Annotated in this window: 20 protein-coding genes and 1 riboswitch; of the genes, 8 read left to right on the top strand and 12 right to left on the bottom strand. The window is 70.1% G+C overall.

Annotation, left to right across the window (positions count from 1 at the left end):
• Positions 1 to 20: 20 nt before the first annotated feature.
• Positions 21 to 653, top strand: a complete 633-nt coding sequence (locus ACZ6QQ_RS26425) for a TMEM175 family protein (protein ID WP_465879906.1) — start codon at positions 21 to 23, stop codon at positions 651 to 653.
• Between the two features lie 134 nt (positions 654 to 787).
• A complete protein-coding gene (locus tag ACZ6QQ_RS26420) occupies positions 788 to 3,178 on the top strand; it encodes an ATP-binding protein (protein WP_465879905.1) in 2,391 nt (796 codons plus the stop codon).
• 58 nt (positions 3,179 to 3,236) lie between these two features.
• On the opposite strand, the gene ACZ6QQ_RS26415 is transcribed toward ACZ6QQ_RS26420, so the two are convergent.
• Together ACZ6QQ_RS26415 and ACZ6QQ_RS26410 are read right to left on the bottom strand one after the other, a co-directional pair.
• Complete coding sequence (locus tag ACZ6QQ_RS26415) at positions 3,237 to 4,796, bottom strand: cellulose binding domain-containing protein (protein WP_465879904.1); 1,560 nt, start codon at positions 4,794 to 4,796, stop codon at positions 3,237 to 3,239.
• 316 nt (positions 4,797 to 5,112) lie between these two features.
• On the bottom strand, positions 5,113 to 6,513 hold the full coding sequence (locus ACZ6QQ_RS26410) for a hypothetical protein (RefSeq protein ID WP_465879902.1): 1,401 nt from the start codon (positions 6,511 to 6,513) through the stop codon (positions 5,113 to 5,115).
• Between the two features lie 639 nt (positions 6,514 to 7,152).
• On the opposite strand from ACZ6QQ_RS26410, the gene ACZ6QQ_RS26405 reads away from it, so the two are divergent.
• Positions 7,153 to 8,178, top strand: coding sequence for a glycoside hydrolase family 11 protein (locus tag ACZ6QQ_RS26405; RefSeq protein ID WP_465879901.1), 1,026 nt, complete (start codon positions 7,153 to 7,155; stop codon positions 8,176 to 8,178).
• A gap of 253 nt (positions 8,179 to 8,431) precedes the next feature.
• Here ACZ6QQ_RS26405 and ACZ6QQ_RS26400 read toward each other — a convergent pair whose 3' ends face one another.
• The gene (locus ACZ6QQ_RS26400) at positions 8,432 to 9,847 is read right to left on the bottom strand and encodes an alpha/beta fold hydrolase (protein WP_465879899.1); all 1,416 of its coding nucleotides are present in this window, start codon (positions 9,845 to 9,847) and stop codon (positions 8,432 to 8,434) included.
• A gap of 132 nt (positions 9,848 to 9,979) precedes the next feature.
• On the opposite strand from ACZ6QQ_RS26400, the gene ACZ6QQ_RS26395 reads away from it, so the two are divergent.
• Both ACZ6QQ_RS26395 and ACZ6QQ_RS26390 read left to right on the top strand, forming a co-directional pair.
• Positions 9,980 to 11,164, top strand: coding sequence for a sensor histidine kinase (locus ACZ6QQ_RS26395; protein WP_465879898.1), 1,185 nt, complete (start codon positions 9,980 to 9,982; stop codon positions 11,162 to 11,164).
• Entirely contained in the window at positions 11,143 to 11,829 is a 687-nt protein-coding gene (locus ACZ6QQ_RS26390; RefSeq protein WP_465880044.1) for a response regulator transcription factor, read from the top strand. Before ACZ6QQ_RS26395 ends, ACZ6QQ_RS26390 begins: the two co-directional genes overlap by 22 nt.
• Positions 11,830 to 11,880: 51 nt before the next feature.
• Here the strand turns inward: ACZ6QQ_RS26390 and ACZ6QQ_RS26385 are convergent, their stop codons facing one another.
• The 3 genes from ACZ6QQ_RS26385 to ACZ6QQ_RS26375 form a co-directional block, all read right to left on the bottom strand.
• A complete protein-coding gene (locus tag ACZ6QQ_RS26385) occupies positions 11,881 to 12,675 on the bottom strand; it encodes an alpha/beta hydrolase (RefSeq protein WP_465879896.1) in 795 nt (264 codons plus the stop codon).
• Between the two features lie 301 nt (positions 12,676 to 12,976).
• Complete coding sequence (locus tag ACZ6QQ_RS26380; RefSeq protein WP_465879895.1) at positions 12,977 to 13,957, bottom strand: helix-turn-helix domain-containing protein; 981 nt, start codon at positions 13,955 to 13,957, stop codon at positions 12,977 to 12,979.
• Positions 13,958 to 14,144: 187 nt separating this feature from the next.
• On the bottom strand, positions 14,145 to 14,951 hold the full coding sequence (locus tag ACZ6QQ_RS26375) for a hypothetical protein (protein ID WP_465879894.1): 807 nt from the start codon (positions 14,949 to 14,951) through the stop codon (positions 14,145 to 14,147).
• A gap of 517 nt (positions 14,952 to 15,468) precedes the next feature.
• On the opposite strand from ACZ6QQ_RS26375, the gene ACZ6QQ_RS26370 reads away from it, so the two are divergent.
• The 3 genes from ACZ6QQ_RS26370 (at position 15,469) to ACZ6QQ_RS26360 (ending at position 19,344) form a co-directional block, all read left to right on the top strand.
• Entirely contained in the window at positions 15,469 to 17,796 is a 2,328-nt protein-coding gene (locus ACZ6QQ_RS26370; protein WP_465879892.1) for a low temperature requirement protein A, read from the top strand.
• A gap of 283 nt (positions 17,797 to 18,079) precedes the next feature.
• Complete coding sequence (locus ACZ6QQ_RS26365) at positions 18,080 to 19,102, top strand: DUF5954 family protein (RefSeq protein ID WP_465879891.1); 1,023 nt, start codon at positions 18,080 to 18,082, stop codon at positions 19,100 to 19,102.
• A gap of 89 nt (positions 19,103 to 19,191) precedes the next feature.
• On the top strand, positions 19,192 to 19,344 hold the full coding sequence (locus tag ACZ6QQ_RS26360) for a hypothetical protein (protein ID WP_465879889.1): 153 nt from the start codon (positions 19,192 to 19,194) through the stop codon (positions 19,342 to 19,344).
• A gap of 63 nt (positions 19,345 to 19,407) precedes the next feature.
• Here ACZ6QQ_RS26360 and ACZ6QQ_RS26355 read toward each other — a convergent pair whose 3' ends face one another.
• The 6 genes from ACZ6QQ_RS26355 to ACZ6QQ_RS26330 all read right to left on the bottom strand — a co-directional run bounded on the left by ACZ6QQ_RS26355 (position 19,408) and on the right by ACZ6QQ_RS26330 (position 25,302).
• Positions 19,408 to 20,190: an amino acid ABC transporter ATP-binding protein gene (locus ACZ6QQ_RS26355; RefSeq protein WP_465879888.1), complete on the bottom strand. Its 783-nt coding sequence runs from the start codon at positions 20,188 to 20,190 to the stop codon at positions 19,408 to 19,410.
• Positions 20,183 to 20,971: an amino acid ABC transporter permease gene (locus ACZ6QQ_RS26350; protein ID WP_465879886.1), complete on the bottom strand. Its 789-nt coding sequence runs from the start codon at positions 20,969 to 20,971 to the stop codon at positions 20,183 to 20,185. Before ACZ6QQ_RS26350 ends, ACZ6QQ_RS26355 begins: the two co-directional genes overlap by 8 nt.
• A 40-nt stretch (positions 20,972 to 21,011) precedes the next feature.
• A complete protein-coding gene (locus ACZ6QQ_RS26345) occupies positions 21,012 to 21,884 on the bottom strand; it encodes an ABC transporter substrate-binding protein (protein WP_465879885.1) in 873 nt (290 codons plus the stop codon).
• Positions 21,885 to 22,158: 274 nt separating this feature from the next.
• Positions 22,159 to 22,248: riboswitch (SAM riboswitch) on the bottom strand.
• A gap of 149 nt (positions 22,249 to 22,397) precedes the next feature.
• Positions 22,398 to 23,216, bottom strand: coding sequence for an SDR family NAD(P)-dependent oxidoreductase (locus ACZ6QQ_RS26340; RefSeq protein ID WP_465879884.1), 819 nt, complete (start codon positions 23,214 to 23,216; stop codon positions 22,398 to 22,400).
• Positions 23,213 to 24,565: a flavin-containing monooxygenase gene (locus ACZ6QQ_RS26335; RefSeq protein WP_465879883.1), complete on the bottom strand. Its 1,353-nt coding sequence runs from the start codon at positions 24,563 to 24,565 to the stop codon at positions 23,213 to 23,215. The genes ACZ6QQ_RS26340 and ACZ6QQ_RS26335 overlap by 4 nt, the downstream gene beginning before the upstream one ends.
• Positions 24,566 to 24,660: 95 nt before the next feature.
• Positions 24,661 to 25,302, bottom strand: coding sequence for a TetR/AcrR family transcriptional regulator (locus tag ACZ6QQ_RS26330; RefSeq protein ID WP_465879881.1), 642 nt, complete (start codon positions 25,300 to 25,302; stop codon positions 24,661 to 24,663).
• Between the last annotated feature and the right edge of the window lie 62 nt (positions 25,303 to 25,364).

Below are 25,364 nucleotides of genomic sequence, written 5' to 3'. Positions count from 1 at the left end.
GCATGTAGCATAATTTGGGCGTGCCACCCAGGAACGACAGTCCGCAACTCGCGCGCCATCCGGGGCGGCTGGTGGCATTCAGCGACGGCGTCTTCGCCATCGCCGTTACGCTTCTCGTGCTGGAGATCCAACCGCCGAAGGACTTCGGGCACCTCCTGCAGGGCCTCGGGGCATTGTGGTCGTCGTACCTGGCGTACGCGCTGAGCTTCCTGCTCATCGGGCAGGTATGGGTCAATCATCACGTCATGTTCGACCGCGTCCGGCACGTCGACCGTGGGGTCCTGTTCCTCAACACGTTGCTATTGATGGTCATCGCGTTCCTGCCGTTCTCCACGTCGCTCCTCGCCGCCGCATTGCGCGCGGATCAGGGCCTACGTACGGCGGTCGTCGTCTACGGCACCACACTGTGGACGGCGGCAGCCCTGTTCAACATCATCTGGGCTCATCTCTGCCGCGCCAAACTGCTGGACTCCAGCCTCGGCACCCTCGGTGTCCGAGCCATCGGCCGCCGATTCGCGCTCGCGCTGGTCTGGATCGGCTCCGGCATCCTTGTCGGCGCATTCGTGCCGATCGCGGGCGTCGCCATCATCGCCGGCTTCCTGCCCGCCTACTACCTACCCATCCGCGGCGAGTACGGCGAGGACAACAGGTGACTCGTCACGGATTAGCCATGGCAATACTCACACTCTGTGTACTGGGTCCGTTTCTCGTCACGCATATGCGAGCATCGACGCACGTTACGTAGGTACGGGCGTTGACTGGTTGGGGGAGCATGCCCATAGGTCAGGTGCGGCGTGACCAGTTCGGGGGTCTGCTCAGGACTCTTCGCCTGGAGCGGGGGCTGACCCAGGAGGAGCTTGCCGAGGCGGCCGGGTCCAGCGTGCGTGGCATCCGGGAGATGGAGCGCGGCCGCGTACGCAGCCCGCAACGACGGACGGTGGTGCTGCTCGCCGACGCCCTGCGGCTGGCCGGGACGGATCGCGACGGTTTCGTCGCCCTGGCCCGGGCCGAGCGGCAGCCGCACGACCGCGCGGCGGTGCCGTACGAGTTCGTGACGGTGGTCGTACCCGGGGAACTGCCCGCCGCCGTCCCGGACCTGGCCGGCCGGGCGGAGATCCTGGAACGGCTGTCGACGCTGGCCGCCGACGTCACCGCCGGCCGGCCGGACACCGCCTCGGTGGTGGTGCTGCACGGGCCGCCGGGGATCGGCAAGACCAGCCTCGCCGTCGCGGCCGGACATCGACTCAGTCCGGACTTCGCCGGCGGACAACTCTTCGTCGACCTGCAGGGCGCCTCTCCGGACGGACCGGTGGACCCGGCCGAGGCGCTGGCCGGACTGCTGCGTTCGCTCGGGGTGCCGGACAGCCGGGTGCCGGTGTCGTCGGCCGAGCGGGGTGGTCTGTTCCGCACCCTCACCCGGGACCGGCCACTGCTGGTGGTCCTGGACAACGCCGCAAACGAGGCCCAGGTACGCCCACTGCTGCCCGCCGGGCGGGGATGCCTCGCGCTGGTCACCTGCCGGCGTCCGCTGACCGGTCTTGCCGGGGCGGCCCGTCAGCCGCTCGACCTGCTCGCCCCGGCTGCCGGTCGCCTGCTGCTCGCGGCGATCGTCGGCGCCGACCGGATCGCCGCCGAGCCGGCCGCCGCCGACCAGCTCGTCAAGCTCTGCGGCCGGCTGCCGCTGGCCGTCCGGATCGCCGGCAACCGCCTCGCCAGCCGACCGCAATGGTCGGTCGGTTGGCTGGTGGACCTGCTCCGCGACCAGCGTCGGCGGCTGACCGTGCTGACCGCTGGAGACCTGGGCGTCCGGTCTGCGTTCGAGGTCTCGTACCGGCAACTGGACCCGATGACCGCGCGGGTGTTCCGGCGCGCCTCGATGATTCCCGGCACCGACTTCGAACCCGCGCTGGTCGCCGCCGTGGCCGGCACCGACGAGGAGAGCGCGGCGGTGGCCCTGGAGGAGTTGGTCGAGGCCGGTGTCCTGCTGAGCACGGGGGACCGGTACCAGTTTCACGACCTGGTCCGGCTCTACGCCCAGGAACGCCTCGACGCCGAGGAACAGCAGGCCTGCCGGACGGCGGCGCACGATCAGATGATCGGCTGGCTGCTGCGGCGTACCCGGCAGGCCGGCGCGATGTTCGAACCGGTCGCCGGGCGGGCGGACTCCCCGTTCGACGACGATCGGGCTGCGGCGTACTGGCTGGATCGGGAGTCCGCTAACTGGCTCGCCGCGCTGCGCGAGGCGGCCCGGCGCGGTCGGCACGCCGACGTGGTCGCGGTCGCCAGGGCACTGCACTGGTACTCCGACGCCAACAGTCACCGGCACTCGTGGGACGAGATCTTCTCGCTGGGAGTGGCTGCGGCCCAAGCCGCCGGCAGCCCTCGCGACGAGGCCGTACTGCTGAATTTCCTGGGTTGGGCCCGGTACTTCTGCCGGGACCGCAACACCCAGGGGCTGGCCGCCCTGGGCCGGGCACTGGAACTGGCCCGGCGGATCGGGGACCGCCGGGAGGAGGCGTGGGCCCTGACCTACACCGCCGCGATCCTCATTCGGATCGGCCGCGGCGGGTCGGCCATCGACCACTGCCGCCGGGCCGTGGGCCTGTTCCGCGAGATCGGGTACGCCCTCGGCGAGCACAGTGCGGCGAGCGCGCAGGGCGGGGCGCTGGCCGCGCTCGGCCGGTTCGCCGAAGCGGCCGAGTTGCACCGCGACGTGCTGGCGTTCTACGGCCAGGGCAACGGTCTCAGCCGTACCGGCACGGCGGTGGCCCGGGCCGGCGCGATGATGAGTCTCGGGGCGGATCTGGCCGGGATGGGCCGTTGGCGGGAGGCCGCTGACGAGTACGCGCGCGCCCGCCGGGTGTTCAACCGGTGCGGCGCGACGTTCAGCGAGGCCAGCGCCATCCACCGGTACGGGCTCGCGCTTCAGGCGTTGGACGAGATCGACACGGCGGCCGAGGCGCTGCGGGCGGCGCTGGCCCTGTATACGGCGCTGTCCTGCCCCTGGTGGGAGGCGCAGACTCTGTACGCGCTCGCGGCGCTGGCCGACGCGGCTCCGGACCGGGCCGCCGACGCCCGCCTGCTGCGCCAGCGGGCGCTCGACCGGTGCGGCGAGCTGGACGCCCCGGAGGTGCGAACCCTGCGCGCCACCCTGCGACGCGAACTGGCCGAGTCCTGACCGGACACGTACCGGGCCCCGCCGGCGATGCGGTGGGGCCCGGTGCCGGTGGACGGCGTCAGTTGCAGGTGGTGCCGTTGAGGGTGAACGGTGCCGGAGTGGCGGGGGAGCCGCTCGCGGTGAAGCCGAAGTTGACGGCGCCGCCGGTCGGGATGGTGGCGTTGTAGGTCTCGTTGGTGACGGTCACCGCCGGGCCGGTCTGCTGGAAGACGCCGCTCCAGTGGCCCTGGACGAGTTGCCCGGCGGGGAAGGCCCAGCCCAGCGACCAGCTGTTGACGGTCGGGCCGTCGTTGTAGACGGTGACGCTGGCGGTGTAGCCGGTGCCCCACGAGTCGGTGACGACGAAGGAGACCCGGCAGGTGCTGACGATCGCCGTCGCGGGCACGAGGTTGCCGTAGTCGTCACGGGCGGTGGCGAAGTCCTGGAATCCGAAGCCCGGGCCGGCCGACCGGGTGGTGGTGCCGGCGGCGAGCACGGTGCCGTCGCCGTTGACGGCGTAGACCGGGCCGCCACTGTCGCCGCCCCGGGCCGATTCGTCGCCGTCGAGTTGGGTGGCCTCGACGAGGTCCTCGATGTCGTCGTAGTGGAAGTCGACCCGCAGGTTGCAGACGGGGCCACCGATCTCCCCCGCCGAGGTGTACCCGGACTGGCACAGCAGTTGGCCGGGGAAGACCTCGGTCCAGCCGACGACCTGGGCGCGAACCTCGTCATGCTGGCCGCCGACGTAGAGGTGGTCGCCGGGTGCCGACGTCGAGATGATCATCGTGTCGTGGTCGTCGTTGCTGTCGACCGCGTAGCCGACCAGCGTGCCGGTGCCGGTGGTCGTGTCCCAGCCGACGTGCCAGGGCGAGCCGACGGCTCCGCAGTGTTCGGCGGTGAGGACGTAACCGGCGTCGGTGTCGGCGTCGCGTACGCCGAAACCGGCGGTACAGCCGGGTGTGGTGAACCCGATGCCCGACCCACCGTCGAACGGCGCGGAGTCGTTGGCCCGCGACCTTTCGACCATCCGGTCGCGTTCGACGAAGCTGGTACGGACACCGGTGAGCGGCAGCTTCGGCAACCTGGTGCCCAGGGTGTCGTCCACGGCGATCTCGATGCCGGTGCCGTCCGTGCGCAGCCTGACCGAGTGGCTCGCGTCCGCCGGGTCGGCTTCCACCACCGGGGTGAGTCTGGCGGCCGCCTTGCGCAGTTCGGCGCGGGAGTAGGTGGCGTTGGACACCTCGACCGGTGCGGTGCGGCTGGCGGCGGTGACGGCTGCGGTGATGTCGGTGGGTGGCGTGCCCTTCCACCACAGGGTGACGTGGTCGTCGACCAGGCCGATGCCGGCGTAGCCGCGTGCCGGCGCGCGTTCCACCGCGGTGCGGATGACATTGGCCGCGTCGACCAACGGGGCCTGGGCGATCATCCGGTCCCGGGTCTGTGCCGGGATGATGTTGAGGATGGACCTGGCGGCCCCGGCCGCCCCCGGCTGGCCGGACTCCGCAGACGCGGAGGTGGGACCGGTAAGCGCCGTCTGGCCGGACTCCGCGTACGCGGAGGTGGGACCGGTGAGCGCCGTCGCACCGACCAGTGCCCCGACGACCACCGTACGGGTGATCGCTTTCCGAATTGGTGTCATGGCGGTCAGTCAAGCAATGTCCGTTGCCGGCAGACAGGCAGGACGCCCGGCAGGAGTCGTCCTGCCGGGCGTCCTGCCGGGCGGTCGTCCGGTGCTGGCGCTCGCCACGCTGCCCGACGAGGCGCGGTTGCGCCGAGATCTCGGCGAGCGTGCCAGGACGGCGGTGCTGGAGCGTTGCACCATGCCACGGCTGGCTGCGGACTACGGGAACGTGATCGCGCAGATCTGTGCGTGGAGCCGACCGTGCACGGTGACGCCGGTTCGGTCCGGCGTCCGGGTACCGGACGCCGGACCGAACCTCATTCGTACGCCGTACTCACATTCCGGGGCGGCAGTTCGGGTTGCAGTGCATCAGTTGCAGGCTGTCGAGCTGGTAGCTGAAGTTCTGCCCGGCGGGGCTGACCACCGAGAGCTGGACCTGGGTGGCGCCGGACGGGGCCTGGACCGGGTTCCAGGTCCGTTCCGGCCAGTCGGTGGCCATGCTGAAGAGTCCGCTGTCGCTGTCGCCGATCCAGGTGCCGGAGCCGTTGTACCAGGACAGCCGCAGCTTGACCGAGCCCGCCGAGGCCGACCGGATCCGGGCGAAGAACTTGTAGTACTGGCCGGCGGTGACGGACTTCCGGGCGGTCACCGACACCTTCCCCTCGGCGTGCGACTGCACGTTCGCCTGGAGCGAGCGCCGCCCGTCGTAGTAGTAGCAGGAGAGGTTGCCGTCTCCGCACGACGGGGTGACCTGCATCCAGGCGCCCCCGCTCACGGAGAATCCGGTCGGGGTCGCGCTCGGGGTGTTCGCCTCGACGGTGCGCTCCTGCGCCGTGAGCAGGTCGTTGCTGTAGCCGACGTCGCAGCAGGTGGGCGTGGTGAGGGTCGGGTGGGCGGCCACGTTCCAGGGCAGGACGCCCGAGCCGGTGGGGCTGTCCCGGTAGAACCTCGCCGAGACCTCGCTCGGGTCGTAGTTCGTGTTGAAGTCCTGGTCGAGCATCCAGTAGTTGGCCCAGTCCATCATGATGTCGGCGACGTACTGCTGATTGGTCTCCTGCGACCAGGCGTGGCCGGCGCCGAGCAGGTGCAGCAACTCGTGCCCGACGATCCCGCTGTCCCACAGCTCGGCGGTGCCGAAGCAGCCGTTGCCGCCGGTGGTCATCGCCGGCAGGACCATGCAGGCGGAGTTCGTCGCGGACGGGACGTGCGCGTCGGTGAAGACGAAGTACCAGCGGTTCGGGTCGTCGTACCCGGCGGCGGTGATGTCGTTGTAGACGCCGACCCAGTCCGAGCCCTGGCCGGTCGGGGTCGTGATGTCGAGCTTCTCGGGCACCACCAGCGCCCGCGCGTAGTCGGCGTAGGTGCTGTTCGGGGTGTACCGGCAGGAGAAGTTGACGTGCTGGTCGTAGTTGCTCGACTCGTCCAGCAGCCAGTCGATCCGATCCACCACCTTGGCGATCTCGTCGACGAAGGCCTCGTAGTGGTTGCCTTCGCTCTCGTGCCAGCCGTAGATGATCTGAATGGCGGGGATGGTCGGCGTGGGTGGCGAGGTGGGGGTGGTGGCGACCGTCGCACACCCTCGTTTCGGTACGGCCACGTCCGCAGGCTGGGCGTACGGCTGGGTCGGTTCGCTCGCGTTGAGGAACGGATCATGAGCGTAGGCCGGTGTCGCGCCGGCCAGCACCACGGCCGTTGCGACCACTGTGGCCAGCATCCAGCGCCCTCGTCTGATCAAGACCATCCTCCTCGACAGGTTGGGGCGGCGCGCCGACGCGACGCTGCGTCCCAGTCGAAAACGCCCCACAAATTCGGATTAGTCAATGTTTTGATCTCGGGCGTTCGCTTGTCAACCAATTCCGTACAGGTAGATCGGAAGCGAGTTGCTGTGCGGCGTCCTGAAGGCCGGTCTCCTGGAACCAGGGCTTGGTACGGCCCGTGGTCAGCGGACCCCGGCCAGCGCCGTGACGATCCGGAAGGTTTTCGGAATTTCCGGTGTCGCTCGCTCTGATCATGGTTCTCGGGCCGAGACTTCGATGTGATCTCGGGCAATCCCGATCGACCAGATAGGACGGTTGCTCAGGATGAACAGCTCACCGGGGGAAGCCTGCTACCGGAGCCATGTTTCCGAAATGTTTCCGGAAGTTGTTGACAAGTCGACGGCCGGGTCAATAGCGTCGCCATCGACGGTGCTCAATCACTGTCAAACCATCCACCGCGACCCATTCTCCCGGTCGTCGCGCAGGACGACCGCCAACCACCACCACCGCCTGGTACGACGCCGATGACCGGTGGTCGTCACCCGGCCACCGGCAGCCCGCCGGGTCGTATCGCACTGCCGGCTTCCCGTCAGCCGTCCCGAGGAGGAAGCAAGAACATGACCGACATCAACCACACCCCCACCAGATCGAGCAGGCGCGGCCGGATACGGCTACTCCTCGGCGCCATGTGCGCCGCGGTACTGGCCGTCGGCAGCACGGCGATGGCCACCAACGCGTACGCCGAGGCCGACCGGACCGTCAGCTCCAACACCACCGGCACGCACAACGGTTACTTCTTCTCGTTCTGGAAAGACAGTGGCAACGCCAGCATGACCCTGCGCGCCGACGGCCGGTACTCCAGCCAGTGGGGCAGCGGCACCAACAACTGGGTCGGCGGCAAGGGCTGGGCCACGGGTAGCCGAAGGACGGTCAGCTACTCGGGCAGCTACAGCCCGAACGGCAACAGCTACCTCGCCCTGTACGGATGGACGCGGAGCCCGCTGATCGAGTACTACGTCGTGGAGAACTTCGGCACCTACAACCCGAGCACCGGCGCCACCCGGATGGGCTCCGTCACCACCGACGGCAGCACCTACGACATCTACCGCAGCCAGCGGGTCAACCAGCCGTCGATCGACGGGATCGCCACGTTCTACCAGTACTGGAGCGTCCGACAGCAGAAGCGCAGCAGCGGCACCATCACGACCGCCAACCACTTCGACGCCTGGGCCCGCGCCGGCCTGAACCTCGGCTCCAGCTGGGCATACCAGATCATGGCCACCGAGGGCTACCAGAGCAGCGGGAGCTCCGACATCACCGTCCGGGAGGGCGGTGGCGGCAACCCCACCTCCGCACCCACCACCGGCCCACCCGGAAACGGTAACTGCACCGCGACGCTCTCCGCCGGTCAGCAGTGGAGCGACCGGTTCAACCTGAACGTCGCGGTCAGCGGCGCCAGTAACTGGGTCGTCACCCTCGCCCTGAACGGCGGTCAGAGCGTGCAGAACAGCTGGAACGCCTCCGTCAGCGGCACGAGCGGAACCGTCACCGCCAGACCGAACGGCAGCGGCAACAACTTCGGGGTGACGATCATGGCCAACGGTAACTGGACCTGGCCGACGGTCACCTGCCGCACGGGCTGATCCCACGACCTCCTGACAGCGCACTCGTGGTGCGGCGGCCTCGGCTGCCGCACCACGCTGGCATCCGTGAGCGGCTTCTTTGCCGATCTCGTCGCACCCGAGGCACTCCGCGGCCTCGGGTGCGACCGATCCTCGCCGGTTCCCGTGCGCATCACCCCGCCCGCCAGCGCGGGCCGGCCCGGTTGCTCGGGGACACCATGGGTTTGCGCTGACAGCGACGTTGGTTCGGTCTCGCGGGTACGCGGTCAGCGCGTCACCGTCCGTTCAGGACCCGGTCCATCACCGCGACGAAGCGGTCCGGCTGTTCGAACATGGCCCGGTGGCCGGCCGTCTCGAAGACGTCCAGGTGCTTCCGTGGCGCCCGCAGCCGCTCGTACCACTGAGCGAAGACCGTCGCCAGACCGCGCATCTCGTGCCCGCCCTGCACGAAGTAGACCGGTACCTCCAGTCGCGGTGCGTCGCGGCGCAGGTCGACGTGCTGCATTCGGGGGTACAGGGCGCTCCAGGTGTCGAGGACCGCGTTCGTCAGGTGGACTTTCTGCAGCAGGGTGTACTCGGGGACGTCGAGACCGAAACCGGTGGCGCCCTTCGCGTTGGGGCCGTGGTCGTAGTCGTACACGCGGGGTGCGTACGTCATGATCGGCTCGTAGAGGTACACGTCCGCGTACGGCGGCGGGCCCTGGCCGGTGAGCTGCCGCGCCAGGCTGTCGTGGCCCGTCTCACCGGCCCAGGCCAGGATGTCGTCGTAGAACAACCGGTCGCTGGCCGCGAGGTCGACCGCCTGACCGGCGCCGACGTACGCGTGGAACTTCTCCGGGTGGCGCTGGACCGCGAGCACACCGACGATCGAGCCACCCGAGTGTCCCAGCAGGTAGATCTTGTCCTGGTGGAACCGGTTCCGTAGGTAGTCGGTGACGGCCAGGGTGTCGGCGACCGCCCCGTCCAGGGTGACCGTGCCCGTGGGTTCCAGCGCCGGATACGACGACCCGCCGCCGCGCCGGTCGAGGGTGACCACCACGAAGCGCTGTTCCAACGCGGCGAGCTGCTGGCGCATCGAACCGATCTCGGTGCCGCCCGGTGCGCCGGGGATGAACAGCAGCACCGGCGCCTCGACGTCGGCGCCACGGATCATCATGCCGAGCCGGTGCGGGCCGACGTCGACGAGGGTCAGCTCGGCGACCCCGCCCGGAATCGGAGCCGTCCGGGCCGGTACGGCGACCGCCACCGTGGCCACGACCAGGACGGCGGTCAGCGCGACCGTACCGGCCCGCCGGATCCGGCTGCCGCTGCCGCCCCGGCGGGTGAGTCCGGCACCGTAGGCGGCGCCGAGCCCGAGTGGCAGGACCGACAGCACACCGTGCACGCCCCGACCGGCGAGCAGGGCGACCATCCCGAACGGGCTCGCGTGCGGCGCGTCCACGGACGGTCCGCGTACCCCGATCCGGGCCAGCTCCAGCGCCACCACGAAGGCCGCCGGGGCCGCGAGCATCGCCCACCGCGAACGGCTCCACCAACCGGCGGCGAGACCCAGCGAGGCGCTGATCCCGACCGACCAGAGTGCCTGCCCGTTGGTCAGCGGCCCGCGCGGTGTCCACCGGGCCGCCACGATTCCCCAGGCCGTCGCGGCGGCCACCACCGCGACCATCCGCCACAGTTCTCTGCTCGTCATGGGGCCGAGGATGGCCCGGCGACGCCCGCAGCACATCGGCCGAGGGTCGGGTCCGGCACCCTCCGGCCGATCCGGTCCCGACCACGACTTTGGTAGGTCCCGCCGGGTACCCGGACCTCGTAGGCTGCGCACATGTCGGCCCTGCTCTTCGCCCTGCTCGTCCCCGAGCCTGCGGGCGGCAGCCGATCGGCGCGACGCGACCGGCTCGCCGACGGCATCGCGATCGGGTTGGCCTGCGGCTACGGCGCGCTGATGGTGCCACTGGGCGACGCGACCGCCCCCGGCGCGGCCCTGCCCTGGCCGGTCGATGTCGGGATCGGCACGCTGTGCGCGTTCGCCCTGGTGGTACGTCGACACTGGCCGCTCGGGCTCGCCCTGGTGCTCCTGCCGTTCGGCGCGGTGTCCGTCATGGCGACCGGCGCGATCACCGTCGCGCTGTTCACCGTCTCGATCCGCTGCCGGGCGCCGGTGGCGTTCCTGCTCGGCGCCGTGAACGTCCTCACCGGTGTCGGGTACTTCCTGTTGCAGGACCATCCGCCGTACCCGCTCTGGGTCGACGTCCTGATGCGTCTGGTGACCAGCGCCGCCGTCGTGGGATGGGGGCTGTTCGTGCAGGCGTACCGGGGGCTGACCCGGTCGCTGCGCGACCACGCGACCCGCGTCGAGGCCGAACAGCAGCTGCGGGTCGAGCAGGCGCGGCTGACCGAACGTGCTCGGATCGCCCGCGAGATGCACGATGTGCTCGCCCACCGGATGTCGCTGGTCAGCCTGCACGCCGGAGCCCTGGAGATCCGCACCGACGCGAGGCCGGAGGAGGTGGCCCTCGCGGCCGGGGCGATCCGGGCCAGCGCGCACGAGGCGTTGCAGGAGTTGCGAACCGTTGTCGGAGTGCTCCGGGACGGCACGACCGGGCGGCCGGAGCCGCCGCAGCCGGGCCTCACCGATCTACCCGAGCTGGTGGAGAGCGCCCGCGCGACGGGGATGACGGTCGGTTACACCTGCGGGGTGCCACCGACCGGCCCGTCCGTGGTGCTCGGCCGGACGGCGTACCGGTTCGTGCAGGAGGGGCTTACCAACGCCCGGAAGCACGCGCCGGGCGCTGCGGTGGAGGTGCTGCTCGCCGGCACGCCGGGCGAGGAACTCCGGATCGCGATCACCAACCCGTGCACCGGCACCTTGGAGCCGCCGACGATACCGGGCGCGGGGATGGGGCTCGTCGGCCTCGGTGAACGGGTCGCGCTGGCCGGCGGCCGGGTCGAGTACGGCGTCGACCGCGACACCTTCCGGCTCCGGGCCTGGCTGCCGTGGCCGGCCTGAGGCGGGACCGCCCGATCCGGCTGGCGATCGTCGACGACGACCCACTCGTACGCGCCGGGCTGCGGATCCTGCTGGGCGGCTCACCGGACATCGAGGTGGTCGCCGAGGCCGGGGACGGCGCCCAGGCGGTGTTGCTCGTGGACGCCCACTGGCCGGACGTGATCCTCATGGACATCCGGATGCCCAGGGTCGACGGCCTGGTCGCCACGCGACGCATCCGGTGCCGTCCGTCGCCGCCGCAGGTGATCGTGCTGACCACCTTCAACGCCGACGAGTACGTCCTGGAGGCGCTGCGCGGCGGAGCCAGCGGCTTCCTGCTCAAGGACACCCCACCGCACGACATCATCGGGGCTGTCCGTACCGTCGCGGCGGGTGCGGCCACCCTGTCTCCGACGGTGATCCGTCAACTCATCGACCACGTCGCCGACCCGGCGGCGGGCCCCCGGCGAGCCCGGGCCCGTGACCGCCTGGCCACGTTGACCGACCGGGAGCACGAGGTGGCCGTCGCGCTCGGGCGCGGAGCGTCGAACGCGGAGATCGGTGCCGCGCTGGGCGTGAGCGTGCCCACGGTCAAGGGGCACGTCTCCCGGCTGCTGGCCAAACTGGAACTCAACAACCGGGTCCAGGTCGCGCTCCTCATCCACGACGCCGAACTACTGCCGTAGGAGCGCCGCCGGGCGGCCGACCGGCTCAGGGCGCCGGGGTACGACGGTCGTTCAGCGCGCGTGTTGCAGGGCCCAGTCGAGCACCTCGTCGGCGATCTGCTCCCAGCCCTTCTGGGCGGGGAGCAGGTGGGCGTAGCCCGCGTACTCCCGGCGTTCCGTGACGGTGTTCGACCTGTAGTGCTCGGCGTTCGACTCCTGGATCGCCGGCGGCATGATGTGGTCCTCGGAGCCGGAGACGAACAGCAGCGGCGCCCGGTTGTCGTTGTGGTAGTCGACCCGGGCGTCCTGGCGTCCGAGCTGGAAGTTGGCCAGGACGCTGCTCCACAGGATGCCGCCGTTGGCCGGGATGGCGTAGCGCTGCCAGAGCTCCCGGCCCTCCTGCTCGGTGAACGTGTTGGTGAAGGCGTACTGCCACTGCTCGACGGTCAGCGGCACCGCCCGGTGCCGGTTCGCCGGGTTCTTGAGCACTGGAAAGGTCGACTTGACCTGCGACAGCGGTGCCACCCGGACACCCTCGGTGGGTGCCGAGTTCATCGCCACGCCGGCCGCACCGAAGCCGTGGTCGAGCAGGATCTGGGTGAACGCGCCTCCGGCGGAGTGACCGATGATGATCGGCGGCGGGTCCAGCTCGCGGATCACGCTCTCGTAGTGACCGATGATCTGCGGCACCGTGGTTTGCAGGATCGGCGTGGGGTCGGCGTTGAGCGCCTCCACCTCCACCTCGTAACCGGGGTACGAGGGTGCGATGACCCGGAAACCCCTGTTCTCGTAGTGGCTGATCCAGTTTTCCCAGCTGCGCGGGGTGACCCAGAACCCGTGCACGAGCACGATGGTGTCGGGTGCCATGTCAGGCGTCCTTTCCGTACCGGAAGTCGAGCAGGTCGCGGCGGGGCCGGCGGCGTCCACGTCCGCGACGCGTGTTCACGGCCTCGCGGAGCTACGTTTCGGCGCACGGAACCCGTCGCGCGACCGGCTGGCCTCGTCGCGACCGGCCCGGCGAGAAATGTCGCACCGCAGCAGCGGCGGAAGTGTTCCGGAGACGCACGGTTCTGCCGCCTGCGTGCAGCACCGCCGGCCCGACGTCAGGAGGACGCCCACCGCGTCAGCCGGCTCCGACGCCACCGTGCTGCCGCCACGAGGCGCGCGATCAACCGGCGTCCGAGGAGACGTTGTCGCGGGTGGCCGTGGCCCTCGTCGCGGCCAGCTGCCGTGGTGTGACGCCGAAAGCCTCGCGGAACCTGCTGGAGAAGAAACTCGGGTTGGAGAAGCCCCAGGCGCGGGCGGTCGCCGCGATGGAGGTGTAACGCTGGCGGGAGGCCGCCAGGTCGGTCCGGGCGCCCTGCAGTCGCTGCTCGATGATCGACTGTTCCAGGCTCTGGCCCAGCGTCTCGTAGAGCTTGTAGAGCGCGCGGAGGGACATGGCATTGGCCGCGGCGATGCGCGCCGGGGTCAGGTCCGGGTCCCGTAGGTTGCTGCGGACGTACGCCTGGACGCGCGCCAGCATCGAGGAGTGCATGGCGTCGCTCAGCCGTCGGTCGTCTCCCGAGGCGGAGACCACCAGGGCCCGCATCAGCTCGGCGGAGGCGGCGCCGAGCTCGGGCGCGGCCCCGCTGGCGACCAACTGCTCCGCCTGTGCCGTCACCCGGGCGACGTGGTCCCGGACCAGTCCGTAGAGCGGGCTGCTGCGCAGCTCACGGGCGGCGGCGTGAATCGCGTCCCGGGGAAGGCCCAGCTGGTCCACGTCGACATGCAGGGCGTAGGAGGCGCCGCCGCCCTTCCAGCCGTAGACGTAGGGGACGGACAGGTCGACCAGGATGAGGTCGCGCGGCCCGAACATGCGCTCCTCGCGCGCCCACGTCATGTGGTTGTCGGTCCGCATCGGCAGGGCCAGGGCGATCGAGGACTCGTTCTCGGCCCTGCACATGCGCGATGTGCGTCGCAGTGTGGTGCCCGACGCCTCGATGTTGAAGACCTTCGCCGGACCGAACTCGAAGACGGTCATCTGCGCATGGATCGCGGCCGGGTCCTCGAACGAGGCCATGCTCGAGGAGCAGTTGGCACTGACCGTGGCCTGGAAGGCCTCGGCGCGCGCTGTGCTGGGCAGCGACCGTGTGTCGAGAACGAGCATGACCCTCCCCAATCATTGCGTGGGCGGAATCTAGCGCCTCGACATTGCGTACGGGGTCGAGCAGGTCGCCACCATGGTCCCGGTGGAACGGATCGAGGGCATGGCGACGCCAGCCGGAGCTCGGTTCGGCCGAGTAGCCGGTAGGTCGGTTCTCCTACCGGCTACTCGCGGATCCCGGGTGGCCGGGTCAGTGGGTGGGGTCGAAGCCGTACTGGAAGGTGATGTTGGCGACCCCGGTGGTGTTGGAGTTGCGCAGGTACCAGACCGAGACCGCTGACGGTTCCACCACTCCGGCGGTGTCACTGCCGTCGCCGTTCCAGTCGCCCGGCAACGCCCAGGTGAAGGGCGGGCTGCTCGCGTAGTTGAAGTTGAGGTTGGCGCCGCCCGCCGTGTTGGTGTTGCGCAGCAACCAGTTGTTCCCCCGGACCAGTCCGACCGTGTCGACGCCGTTGCCGTCCCAGTCGCCGACCACCGGGAAGCCGCCCTCACCGGCGCTGCCGTAGTCGAAGGTGACGTTGGCGGTGCCGGTGCTGCTGGAGTTGCGCAGGTACCAGGTTCCGGTCTGGGCCTGGAAGACGCCGGGTGTGTCGACGCCGTCCCCGTTCCAGTCCCCGACGACCGGCCGGTGCGCGGGCCTTCCGCTGCCGTACCGGAATGTTATGTCGGACGTCCCGGTGGTGTTGGAGTTGCGCAGTTGCCAGTTGTCTCCCCGGACCAGTCCGATCGTGTCGGTGCCGTTGCCGTCCCAGTCGCCGACAACCGGGTAGCCGAGGTCGTTGGCATTGCCGTAGACGAAGGTGATGTTGGCAGTTCCGGTGGTGTTGGAGTTGCGCAGGTGCCAGGTGGCGTTCTGTCGTTGGAAAATGCCGGGTGTGTCGATGCCGTCCCCGTTCCAGTCGCCCATCACCTCGTATCCGGTGGTGGATTGGATGCCAATGCCCGGTGCTGCGGCGACGGCCGAGGTTGGTGCGCTGACCGTGCCTGTCACCAGCATCGCGACGACGGCGGTGGTGGTGGCGAATCGTCGGATTGATCGTGTCGGACGCATCCCTGTCAGCCCCTCCGGTGCGGTGAGAGAGGGGGTCGGTCGAGCCTATTCGAATTGTCGGTTACGGCTGCGGCCCCCTCTGTTCCGGCACTAATCGTCACATTGACGAGAGGTCCTGTCGAGTTTGTTGATCATTGACTGTCGGTCTCACATCCGACAGTCCTCGCTAACCTCTGGGTATTCGCCGTGTGATAAGTCGGCGATGTTGAAATGTGGATCGGATGGGTGGCGATGGCGCCGTACGCCGCTGGGGCGCAACCCGGCCGTGGCCGGAACCTTCGCCCGGACCCACTGCCCGGCCGGAGGATCCCCGGGTGCGTCGGCACTGCGGCGTCGCCGGCGGACGAGCGCTTCCGAATGTTCCTCGCACTGATTTCCCGTCTTCGCCCCGTCGCCTGGTACGGGTCCGCCCCGGTCTTTCCGCATGGTACGAATATGACAGGACCGGCGAGACGGATGAGCTGTGGTGGAGACAGGGGTAGAACGGCTCATACGAAAGCCGGGCCCCCAGGAGGTCTCCTTCCTTGAGCTTTTCTTCGACCTCGCCATCATTTTCGCGCTCATGCAGCTTTCGCAGCGACTGCTGAGAGGGTTCGGCTGGGAAAACAGCGTGCAGACGCTGATCCTCGTGGCGGCGGTCTGGTGGATCTGGGTGGCGGCGGTCCGTACGGCGGACTGGTTCGACCCGGGCGCGCCGTACGTGCAGTGGATCATCACCGCGGTCATGTTCGCGGGGCTGGTCGTGGCCGCCGCCGTTCCCGGAGCCTTCGGCGACCACGGCCTCGTCTTCGCCGGTGCGTATGTCGTGATACTCGTCGGCCGGCACCTGGCGATCCTCCGGGCCCTGCGCGGCCATCCGTTGCAGATCCGCTCGGTGCGGGCCGCGATCTGGTTCGGCGTGGGTGCGGTCCTGTGGATCACGGGCGCGTCGCTGCCGACCACACCGCGCCTGGTGCTGTGGTCGGCGGCGGTCATCGTGGACTACCTCGGTGTCGTGCTCGGCTGGCCGGTGCCGGGCCTGGACCGGGTACGCGGCGAGCACCTGAAGGTGCTCGGTGAGCACATCGCCGAGCGTCACCGGCAGGTCTTCATCGTCGGCCTCGGTGAACTGATTCTCGCCAGCGGTACGACCCTCGTCCAACAGCGACCCGACGCAATCCGTACGGTGGCTTTCGCGCTCGCCTTCGTGAACGCCGTGCTGATGCTCTGGAGCTATTTGCTGCCGCGCGGAATCAACCTCGCGGAAGTGCTCAATCGGCGCCCGCCCTATATTGCGGTGCTTTGTTCCGTCGCGCACGGGCTGATGATCGCCGGAATTGTCGTCACCGCGATGGCCGATGATGTGCTGATCAGGCAGCCGCTCGGAAATGCCCCGGACGCCTGGTCGGCCGCCCTCATCGCCGGGCCGTTTCTGTACCTTGCCGGACGGACGATGCTCGTCGCGGTGGTGTTCCAACGTCCGGTCAAGCGGGCGCCGGCCGGAATGCTGATCCTGGTGGCCCTGTCACCGCTGCTGATCACCCTGCCGCTGGTGGGCGCGGCGGTCGTGGTCAACGCGGTGCTGCTCGGAGTCGTCCTCAGCGCCCGCATCGGCGAGCCCGCGATCCGGCGCCTGGGCAGTCTGCGGGAACGGCTCCTCCGCAAGCGGGAACAGCCCCAGTCGGTCTCCTTCCACGAACTCTTCTTCGACCTGGCCCTGATCTTCGCGCTGATCCAGATAGCGCAGCGGTTACTGGACGATCCGAGCCTGCTCAACGGGGCGCAGTCGGCGGTCCTCTTCGCCGCGATCTGGTGGGTCTGGGTCGCGACCGCCTGGTCCACCGACTGGTTCAATCCGGACGAGCCGTACCTTCAACGTCTCATCATCGGCGTCATGTTCGCCGGACTGCTGATGGCCGCCGCAGTACCCCGCGCCTTCGGCGAGGACGGTCTGCTGTTCGCGGGTGCGTACACCGCGATCAACGTCGGTCGGGGACTGGTGATCATCCCCGTCCTGTGGGGCCATCCGCTCCAGGCGCGCTCGGTGCGGATCCTCATCTGGTTCAGCATCTCCGCCGTCCCGTGGCTGGTGGGCGCCGCTCTGCCGGCGGGGCCCCGGCTGATCCTGTGGGCGGTCGCGATCGCCCTGGACGGCGTCAGTTCCTGGCTCGGCTGGCCGGTTCCCCGACTGAGTCACGTACCGGAGCGGCAGCTGCGGGTGATCGGCGAGCACATCGCGGAGCGTTACCGGCAGATCTACATCGTCGCCCTGGGCGTGCCGATCCTCGTGAGCGGACTGAGCTACAGCGCCTCGGGCTTCGACTACCTGCGTACGGTCGCCTTCGCGGTCGCCTTCGGAGGTGCCGTCATGCTGTTGTGGATCTACATCCTTCCGCTCGGGCGGAATCTCGGCACCGTGGTCGACGCCAACGCCCCACGGGCCGCCATCGCCGTTTCCTACTGTCAGGGGATCATGATTGCGGGAGTGGTCGTCATCGCGGTCGGCGACGCACTGCTCATCCGGCAACCACTGGGCGAGACCCGGGCGGTGTGGTCGGTCGTGATCGTCGGCGGGGTCGCACTGCACATCGTCGGGCGGATTCTGCTCACCCTGGTGTTCCGGGCTCGTCGACCCTGGCGTGCCCTCGCCGGACTGCTCGCGGTCGGGGCCATGACACCCGGCCTGCTCGTGGCGCCACCCCTCGTCGCGGCGAGCGCGGTCAACATCGTCCTGCTCTTCGTCGTGCTCACCTACCGACACCTCAACCGCCCACCGTCGTCATCGTCCCCACCCTCGCCCATGCCGACGTGACAGGGTCGTGCCCGGCAGCCAGGAGCCGGTCGAACTCGGGGTGGCCGACCTGACCGGCCGCGCTGCCGCTCGGATCGGCGGGGGCGGCAGGATTATCCGACAAACCGGGTGTTCTGCCGCGATATCGTCCGCGCCGCTCATCGCTCGTCGACCAACACCCGTCCACGATGGTCTTCCCTGACCCACAGGGGGCCGCTGGCAAGGGTGTCTCACCAGGTAAGTCGTTCTGGCCGTGGGCGTGGTGCGGGCCGCGGATCGAGGTACGGCAGGGCACACTGCGTGCATGACGTCTCACGGTAAGCAGGTGCCCGATCACCTGCTGATCAGGATCGAGCATCGGGATGATCCGGTATCGGCGGTGTCCGAGGACGACGCCCGGCGTCGCTCGCTCGCCTATCCCAGACTGATGTGGGGGGCTCCCGTCTTCGGCTCCGCAGAGGAGATCGACGGCCGGTGGCGGATCATGACCCTGATCGGGAACCAGCCGCAGGGCACCCGGGATGCTCTCGGTTCCCACTTCCGGCGGTTGCTCAGCGAGACGCCGGACACCGCCGAGAACGCGGCGGAGCGCAAGGAGTACGAGGCGGCGATCCGGCTGCTCGACTGGGAGGTGGTCAACGACCTCACGGTCAACGGCCGTCGCTACCGGATCATCCGCGCCCAGCCCTTCCTCCGGATGGGACCGGACGGGCCCGAGCCGCCCCGGCCGACCGACCCGGACCCCCGCCCGACGGGCAAGACGGATCGGACGGACCGGGCCGAGTCCCAGATGGAGGGATTCGTCATTGATCCCGCCGCGGCCACCGGGCTCTCGGACGGCCTGCTGCGGATGGAGATGGCCCCCGCGTTCTACAAGAAGCTGGGCATGGTTCCCGACGACGTACGGGAGGACTCCCGTCGGGCGTTGACCACCCACCCGAACGTGGTGCTGCTACCGGTCGGCTTCACCCTCGGTGAGCAGGTCGACGGCAGGTGGCGACCCAGATCGTCGTACTCGTACGCGACGCCGCAGGCCGCCCGGGAATCGGCGAGCTTCAGGTTCAGCGACATCGTCCCGCACGAGAACGCCACGTTCGACGAGATCAGGGCGGCGTACGAGCGCGCTTGCGCGGAGTTCGAAGCCCCGCGGACGAACGAGTTCGAGCTGAAGGGTGTCCGCTGCCGGGTGACCCGGGTGGAGTCCTTCGTGCGGGTCGGCCCGGACGGTCCGGAGACGCCCCGACCGTCGGACTGGGACCCGGAGCCGCCGCCGGAGCTGCACTTCCAGCAACTGCGCGCGGAGGGTCGGATGCCCGAGCTGGAGTAGCGCACCCCGCCGGCCGGATCAGTCGAGGGTCGTACGGGCGATCACGACCACGGCTTCGACGTCCGGGTCCGGGTTCTCCTCCCGGTGCGGTGGCGATGCTCGTCATCTTCGCCGCCGATGACGAGCTGACCGGCACCACCTGGCTGTCCGTCGTCGTCCTCGCCATGTTCGGCGTGATCAGCGGCCTGGCAACGGCCTACCTCGGCCGACGCGCCACCCGCGAGCTCCGCGCGGTTCGGTGAACGGGCGGTTCGTCGAACGGGCCATGCCCACGCCGATCCGCCGTGACACCGCCGGTCGGTCGGCTAGAGCACCTGGGCGAGGAACTGCTGGAGCCGCTGGCTGCGCGGCGCGTCGAACACCTCGGCGGGCGGGCCCGCCTCGATCACCCGGCCCCGGTCCATGAAGACGACCTGGTCGGCGACCTGCCGCGCGAAGCCCATCTCGTGGGTGACCACCACCATGGTCATCCCCTGCGATGCCAGGTCCGCCATCAGGGCCAGGACACCCTTCACCAGCTCCGGGTCGAGCGCCGAGGTGGCCTCGTCGAAGAGCATGACCTGCGGGGACATCGCCAGTGCCCGGGCGATCGCCACCCGTTGCTGTTGGCCGCCGGAGAGCTGCACGGGACGCGCCTCGGCCTTGTGTCGCAACCCGACCACGTCCAGTTGGCGCAGGGCCACCTCCACCGCCTCGTCCTGCGGCAGCCGCTTGAGTTGCCGGAGCGCGAGCGTCACGTTCCGCAGCACGGTCATGTGCGGGAACAGGTTGAACTGCTGGAAGACCATGCCGATCTGCTGTCGCAGGACGTTCGGGTCGCGCCGCAGCACGCTCGTACCGTCCAGGAGCACGTCGCCCCGGTCCGGCTCCAGTAGGCGGTTGATGGTGCGCAGCAGGGTCGACTTGCCCGAGCCGGAGGGACCGATGACACAGGCGGTCTCGCCCCGGCCGACGTCCAGGTCGACCCCGCGCAGCACCTGGTGGCGGCCGAACGCGAGGTGGACGTCGCGGGTGGACAGACTCACCGACCCGGACGCCGTCTCGGTGGCCGACGGTGGGCTCACTTCTGTCTGACCGGACTCAGGCACGTGCTGTCCCTTCTCCCACGGTGGAGTTCGCGGTGCCGGTGGAGAGGCTGTCGTTCTGCTCCTCGTCGGGACCGCTCGTACCGGCGTTGCGCAGCCGGCGGTCGATCCCGTTCACCGCGTGCGTCAGCGGGACCGTGATGGCCAGGTAGAACAGGCCCGCCAGGAGCAGCGCGGACTCGTTGCCGGTGTTGGCGGCGTAGTCCTGGCCGACCCGGAACAGGTCCCGCTGACTGGCCAGCAGACCGAGGAAGTACACGAGGCTGGAGTCCTTGATGAGCGCGATCAGCTGGTTGACCCACGCCGGCAGGATCCGCCGGACCCCCTGCGGGATGATCACCATCCGCATCGACGTCCGGTAGGACAGGCCGAGCGCCCGGCATGCCTCCAGTTGGCTGGCCTCGACGCTCTGGATGCCGGACCGGAAGATCTCACCGATGTACGCGGCGGCGATCAGCGACAGCGCGAGAATGCCGAGCGGGTACGGGTTCGGTCCCCACCAGGCCATCCCGATCGGCGCGAGCCCCACCCCGATGAGCAGGATGGTGACCGCCGCCGGCAGGCCCCGGAACACGTCCGTGTAGATCCGGGCCGGCCAGCGCAGCCAGCGGGTCCGAGCCAGGCCGGCGACGGCGAGCAGCATGCCGAGCAGGGTGCCCACGATGGCCGAGATCAGCGCAAGCAGCAGAGTGTTGCGCAGTCCGACCGTGAGCATCTCGGGCAGGGCTTCCCGCATCGAGTCCAGGTCGAAGAAGGTTTCCCACAACGTCCTGAAAGTGTCCATCGCCTACCTGTCTCGGACCCGTTGGTCGGTCATCGTCGGATCAGGCAGAGGGGGTCGCGGCCGGGCTGGCGTTGACCGCCGGGTAGGCGACGTTGCCGCTGCCGGGCTTGAAGGTGTCCGGGACCGGACGTCCCGGGTAGTACTGCTCCTGCAAGCGGGTCCAGGTGCCATCCTCGATCACCTGGTCGAGGCCCTTGTCCAGCGCCTCGCGCAGGGCGTTGTTGCCCTTCGCCACGGCGAACGCGGTCGGTGCCGAGCTGAGCTGCTTCTCGACCAGGACGATCTTTCCGGCACTGTCCTGAGCGGACTTCTCGCCGATCTCGGCGGGCGAGATCCAGGCGTCGGCGGTCTTGGCCTTCAACTGGTTGATCGCGCCGTTGTAGTCCGGTACGCGAACCGGGTCGAGCCCTTCCTTGGTGGCGTAGTCGTCCTGGACGGTGCCCTGGACGACCACCACGCGGGCGCCCTTGAGCTGTGTGAAGCTCTTGATCGGCGAGCCGGCGGGCACGTCGAGACCGAAGTAGCCGAAGTCGTAACCGTTACCGAAGTCCACCGTCTTCTTCCGGGCCTCGGTGATGGTGATGGAGGAACTGCCGACGTCGAACTTGTGGTTGTTGACCTGCGCGAGCAGGGCGGAGAACTCGGTGCCGACGAACTCGACCTCCAGCCCCACCTTGCCGGCGACCGCGGTCAGCAGGTCGTTGTCGAAGCCGGTGAACTTGCCGTCCTTGAGGAAGACGTTCGGCGGGGCGTCGCTCAGCGTACCGACCCGCAGGGTGCCTGGTTGGAGCAGATTGTACGGATTATCCGCCGAGTCGGTGGACGACGACGAACCGCAGCCGGCGGCAACGCCGAGCAGCACGACAGCCGTCGCGGCGGAGAGCAGACGGGTGAGAACAGGTGACAGACGCATGTGCGCAAACTCCCAGAAAAGTGCACGCGGCATGGCTGCCGGAGGACCGGCAGGACATGGACGCGCGGCAGCCCGACCCGGACGGCGTGTTACCGCCGACTCGGGGGTGGTGGGGGAAAGATGCCGGCGCGACGGCTCGGCCGGCAGGTGGTGTCAGCCGTGCTGGCGACAGAGCATGGTGCTGGTACGGCACAGATCGACGTGCCGCCGCCACCAGTGCCAGGTGACGTGCAGCCGACTCGCTCGCTCGGCGGGCGTACGCACGGAAACACAACCTCCATCGGTCCTGGCGGTAGCACCCGCACCCGGCGGGGGGTTGCTGCGACGTCGACGAGCCAGGTCTCTCAGCCGCTCTGGATGGGCTGGGTCAGCTTACTGAACCCAGGGTGTTCCGTTCCAGCTGGATAGGCCCTGACTGCCTGTGGTGCTCACCACCCCGCCCGCACTGCCGGATGCTCAACCCGACGGCGTCGATTCCGACGATAAACAGCGCGGGCGGCCGGCGGCGGCAGATCAGTGGCCCGCGCGGCGGCGCATCCCCTCGGCCAGCGGGGCCCGGTCCAGGTCCCCGGCGGCGACGCGCCGGGCGATGGTGCGGCGCACGAGCGCGCCCGCGACGGACGGCAGGTGCCGGGCCAGGAACAGCTCGACCCGGCCGCGTCCGGTGGTGGCCACGTCGCGCCGGGCCCTGCGGGCGGTCGCCGTACGCAGGATCGCGTCGACGACCCCCTCGACGGGCTCGTACCGGGAGACGCCCCGCAGGGAGAGTCCCGCCTCGGCGGTGGGGTCGTGGATCGGCGACGCCACCATGCTCGGGTAGACCACGCTCACCCCGATGTGGGTGCCGACCTCCAGCCGCAGCGCGTCGGCGTACGCGACCAGGGCGCGCTTGCTGACGCCGTACCCGGCGGCGAGCGGGAGCGGCAGCAGGGCCATCCGGCTGGAGACGAACACGATCCGCCCCCGGTTGCGTTCCAGCACCGGGATCGCGGCCGCGGTGGTGTGCCATGCCGCCATCAGGTTGACCTCCAGTTGCCGGCGGGCCGCGTCGCCCGGCGGCAACTCGGCCGGGGCGGGTCCGCCGACACCGGCGTTGTTGACCAACAGGTCGAGCCCGCCGAGCTTCTCGATCGCCAGCCCGACCACGCCGGGTACGGCGGCGCCGTCGGTGAGGTCGCAGCCGAGGACCGGGGTGGCGCCGAGAACGCCGGCGCGCAGGTCGATGCCGACGACGCGGGCGCCGGCCAGCTCCAGCCGATCGCACAGCAGCCGACCGAAGGTGCCGCTGGCGCCGGTGACGATGACCCGCCTACCGTCGAGCCTGTCGCTCATCGTGGACTCTCCCGAACGTCGTCGGCCCGGTGCCAGCGCACACCCCGGCCGCGCCGGGTCCGGGTCGCGCCGTCGGCCAGCTCCTTCGCCGCGAGCGCGAGGTAGGCGTCGAAGTCGATGCGCATCGCGGGACGGCGGTCGCCCCAGCGGCCGTGGGCGGCCCGCAGTTCGGCGGCGATGTCGGCGGTCTGCGCGGCCGGGGCGGGCAGCGCGTACTCCCCGGCCAGGTGCGCGGCGACGAGCCGGGCCTGGGCCTCGACCACGGGCAGTGCCGAGCCGGTGGACTGCATCAGCCCGACGAACATCAGTCCGGGCGCCTGCTGGTGGAAGACATGCCGGAACAGTGGCAGCCGGTCGGCGCCCGCGCCGAGCAGCGCCGGTTCGAGGAAGGGCAGGTGGACGTCGTACCCGGTGCACCAGGCGACCAGGTCGACGGTGTCGGCGGTGCCGTCGGTGAAGCGGACGCGGTCGCCGTCGAAGCGTTCGATGCCGGGTCGTACGCCGATCCTGCCGTGGCTGATCCGCGACAGCAGCGAGTCCGACACGGTGGGATGGTCCCGGAGGAAGCCGTGCCTCGGCGCGGGCAGGCCGTAGTTCTCGGGACGGCCGACGGACAGGCGCAGCATGGTCTGGCTGACGCGCTGGCGCAGCCGCCACGGCAGGCGTTTCGCCAGTGCGCCGTTGAGGGTGTCCGCCGGCCGGCCGAGCAGGTGCTTGGGCACGATCCACACGCCGTGGCGCAGTGACAGCAGGGTGCTTGCCGCGACGTGGGAGGCGTCGACGGCGATGTCCATGGCGGAGTTGCCGCCGCCGACGACCAGCACCCGCCGACCGGCGAGCTGTTCGGGGTCGCGGTAGTCGCGGCTGTGCAACTGCTCGACGGTGAGGTCGCCCGGGTAGGTGGGGGAGGGTGGCCGGGGTCGGCTGTTGTGGCCGTTGGCGACGACGACGGCCTCGACGGGGACGGTGGTCGCGCCGTCGGGTCCCGTCGCGGTGACGCGCCAGCGCGCGCCGTCGCGGGTGACCTCGGTGACGGTGTGCCGCAGTCGTACCGCGTCCAGCAGGCCGAAGCGTGCCGCGTAGTCGTGCAGGTAGTCGGCCATCCGAGTGTGGTCGGGGTAGTCCGGCCAGTCGGTCGGCATGGGCAGGTCCGCGAATTCGGTACGGGTCCGCGAGGTGTTCAGGTGCAGGGTGCGGTACGCGCAGGAGTGCGTGCCGCCGTACGCCCACAGTCCACCGACCCGCGTCGCCGCCTCGTACGCGACCGCCGGCACACCCCGGTCGGCGAGTGCCTTGAGGGTGGCCAGCCCGGCCGGTCCGGCGCCGATCACGGCGACCCGTGGCTCCATGCCCGCCCCTCCACGAAATCCAACGTCTGGTGGATATTGCGCCCGGCCGGCGCCTGCGTCAAGCGCTTCGCCCATCGGGTAGGCGGGCGCGCAGGTCAGCGGGGCGCGTACATCCGGTCGAGCCAGCGATGGGCGAAGCTGCGGAAATCACGACGACGGCGGGCCCCGTCCGCACCGGACAGCAGGCCGACGACGTGGGCGTGGACGGACCAGACCAGGCTCCGTACGGCCAGGTGGGGTTGGGGTTCGCTGAGTATCCCGGCCGCGTCGGCATCGGTCAGCACCTGCTCGACCGCCCGGTAGAGCGGGGCGGAGTAGCGCTCGTCCAACTCGCCGTGGCGGTTGGGTTCCAGCCAACGCCGCAGCCAGAGGCCGGTCGTCTCGGGGTGGTCCTCCAGGAAGTCGACGAACACGTCGACCAGTTCGTGCAGGGCGGCCATGGCCGTACCCGCTCCGCCGGCCAGGCCCTCCCGGGCGGCGGCCACGGCCCCGGTCAGCACCACGCTCTCGGCCGCGAAGACCCGCGCGAAGCAGCTCTCGTACAGCGCCGCCTTGGTGCCCACGTGGTGGTGCACGGTGGCGACGTCCACGCCGCAGGCGGCCGCGATCTCGCGCATGCCGACCGCGTCGAACCCGCGCCGCGCGAACAGTCCCGCCGCCGTCTCGATGATCGTTTCGGGGGTGGTGTGCTGGTCGGTACGCCGAGGGCGGCCGGGTCCCCGGCGGGGTGTGGTCATGCGCCCCATCGTGCCCTACTATCCAGCGAACGTTGGATAACACCCGCGCGGCGCGGCGAGGA

The sequence above is a fragment of the Micromonospora sp. NPDC049529 genome, from assembly GCF_055586685.1.
The sequence above is the reverse complement of the archived record's forward strand: the minus strand, read 5'-3'. Positions and strand labels throughout refer to the sequence as shown.

Coding starts and splice junctions, on each gene's coding strand:
- ACZ6QQ_RS26415 (WP_465879904.1), bottom strand. CDS start 4,796: ATGACACCAATTCGGAAAGCGATCACCCGTACGGTGGTCGTCGGGGCA.
- ACZ6QQ_RS26405 (WP_465879901.1), top strand. CDS start 7,153: ATGACCGACATCAACCACACCCCCACCAGATCGAGCAGGCGCGGCCGG.
- ACZ6QQ_RS26400 (WP_465879899.1), bottom strand. CDS start 9,847: ATGACGAGCAGAGAACTGTGGCGGATGGTCGCGGTGGTGGCCGCCGCG.
- ACZ6QQ_RS26395 (WP_465879898.1), top strand. CDS start 9,980: ATGTCGGCCCTGCTCTTCGCCCTGCTCGTCCCCGAGCCTGCGGGCGGC.
- ACZ6QQ_RS26385 (WP_465879896.1), bottom strand. CDS start 12,675: ATGGCACCCGACACCATCGTGCTCGTGCACGGGTTCTGGGTCACCCCG.
- ACZ6QQ_RS26380 (WP_465879895.1), bottom strand. CDS start 13,957: ATGCTCGTTCTCGACACACGGTCGCTGCCCAGCACAGCGCGCGCCGAG.
- ACZ6QQ_RS26375 (WP_465879894.1), bottom strand. CDS start 14,951: ATGCTGGTGACAGGCACGGTCAGCGCACCAACCTCGGCCGTCGCCGCA.
- ACZ6QQ_RS26365 (WP_465879891.1), top strand. CDS start 18,080: ATGACGTCTCACGGTAAGCAGGTGCCCGATCACCTGCTGATCAGGATC.
- ACZ6QQ_RS26350 (WP_465879886.1), bottom strand. CDS start 20,971: ATGGACACTTTCAGGACGTTGTGGGAAACCTTCTTCGACCTGGACTCG.
- ACZ6QQ_RS26345 (WP_465879885.1), bottom strand. CDS start 21,884: ATGCGTCTGTCACCTGTTCTCACCCGTCTGCTCTCCGCCGCGACGGCT.
- ACZ6QQ_RS26340 (WP_465879884.1), bottom strand. CDS start 23,216: ATGAGCGACAGGCTCGACGGTAGGCGGGTCATCGTCACCGGCGCCAGC.
- ACZ6QQ_RS26335 (WP_465879883.1), bottom strand. CDS start 24,565: ATGGAGCCACGGGTCGCCGTGATCGGCGCCGGACCGGCCGGGCTGGCC.
- ACZ6QQ_RS26330 (WP_465879881.1), bottom strand. CDS start 25,302: ATGACCACACCCCGCCGGGGACCCGGCCGCCCTCGGCGTACCGACCAG.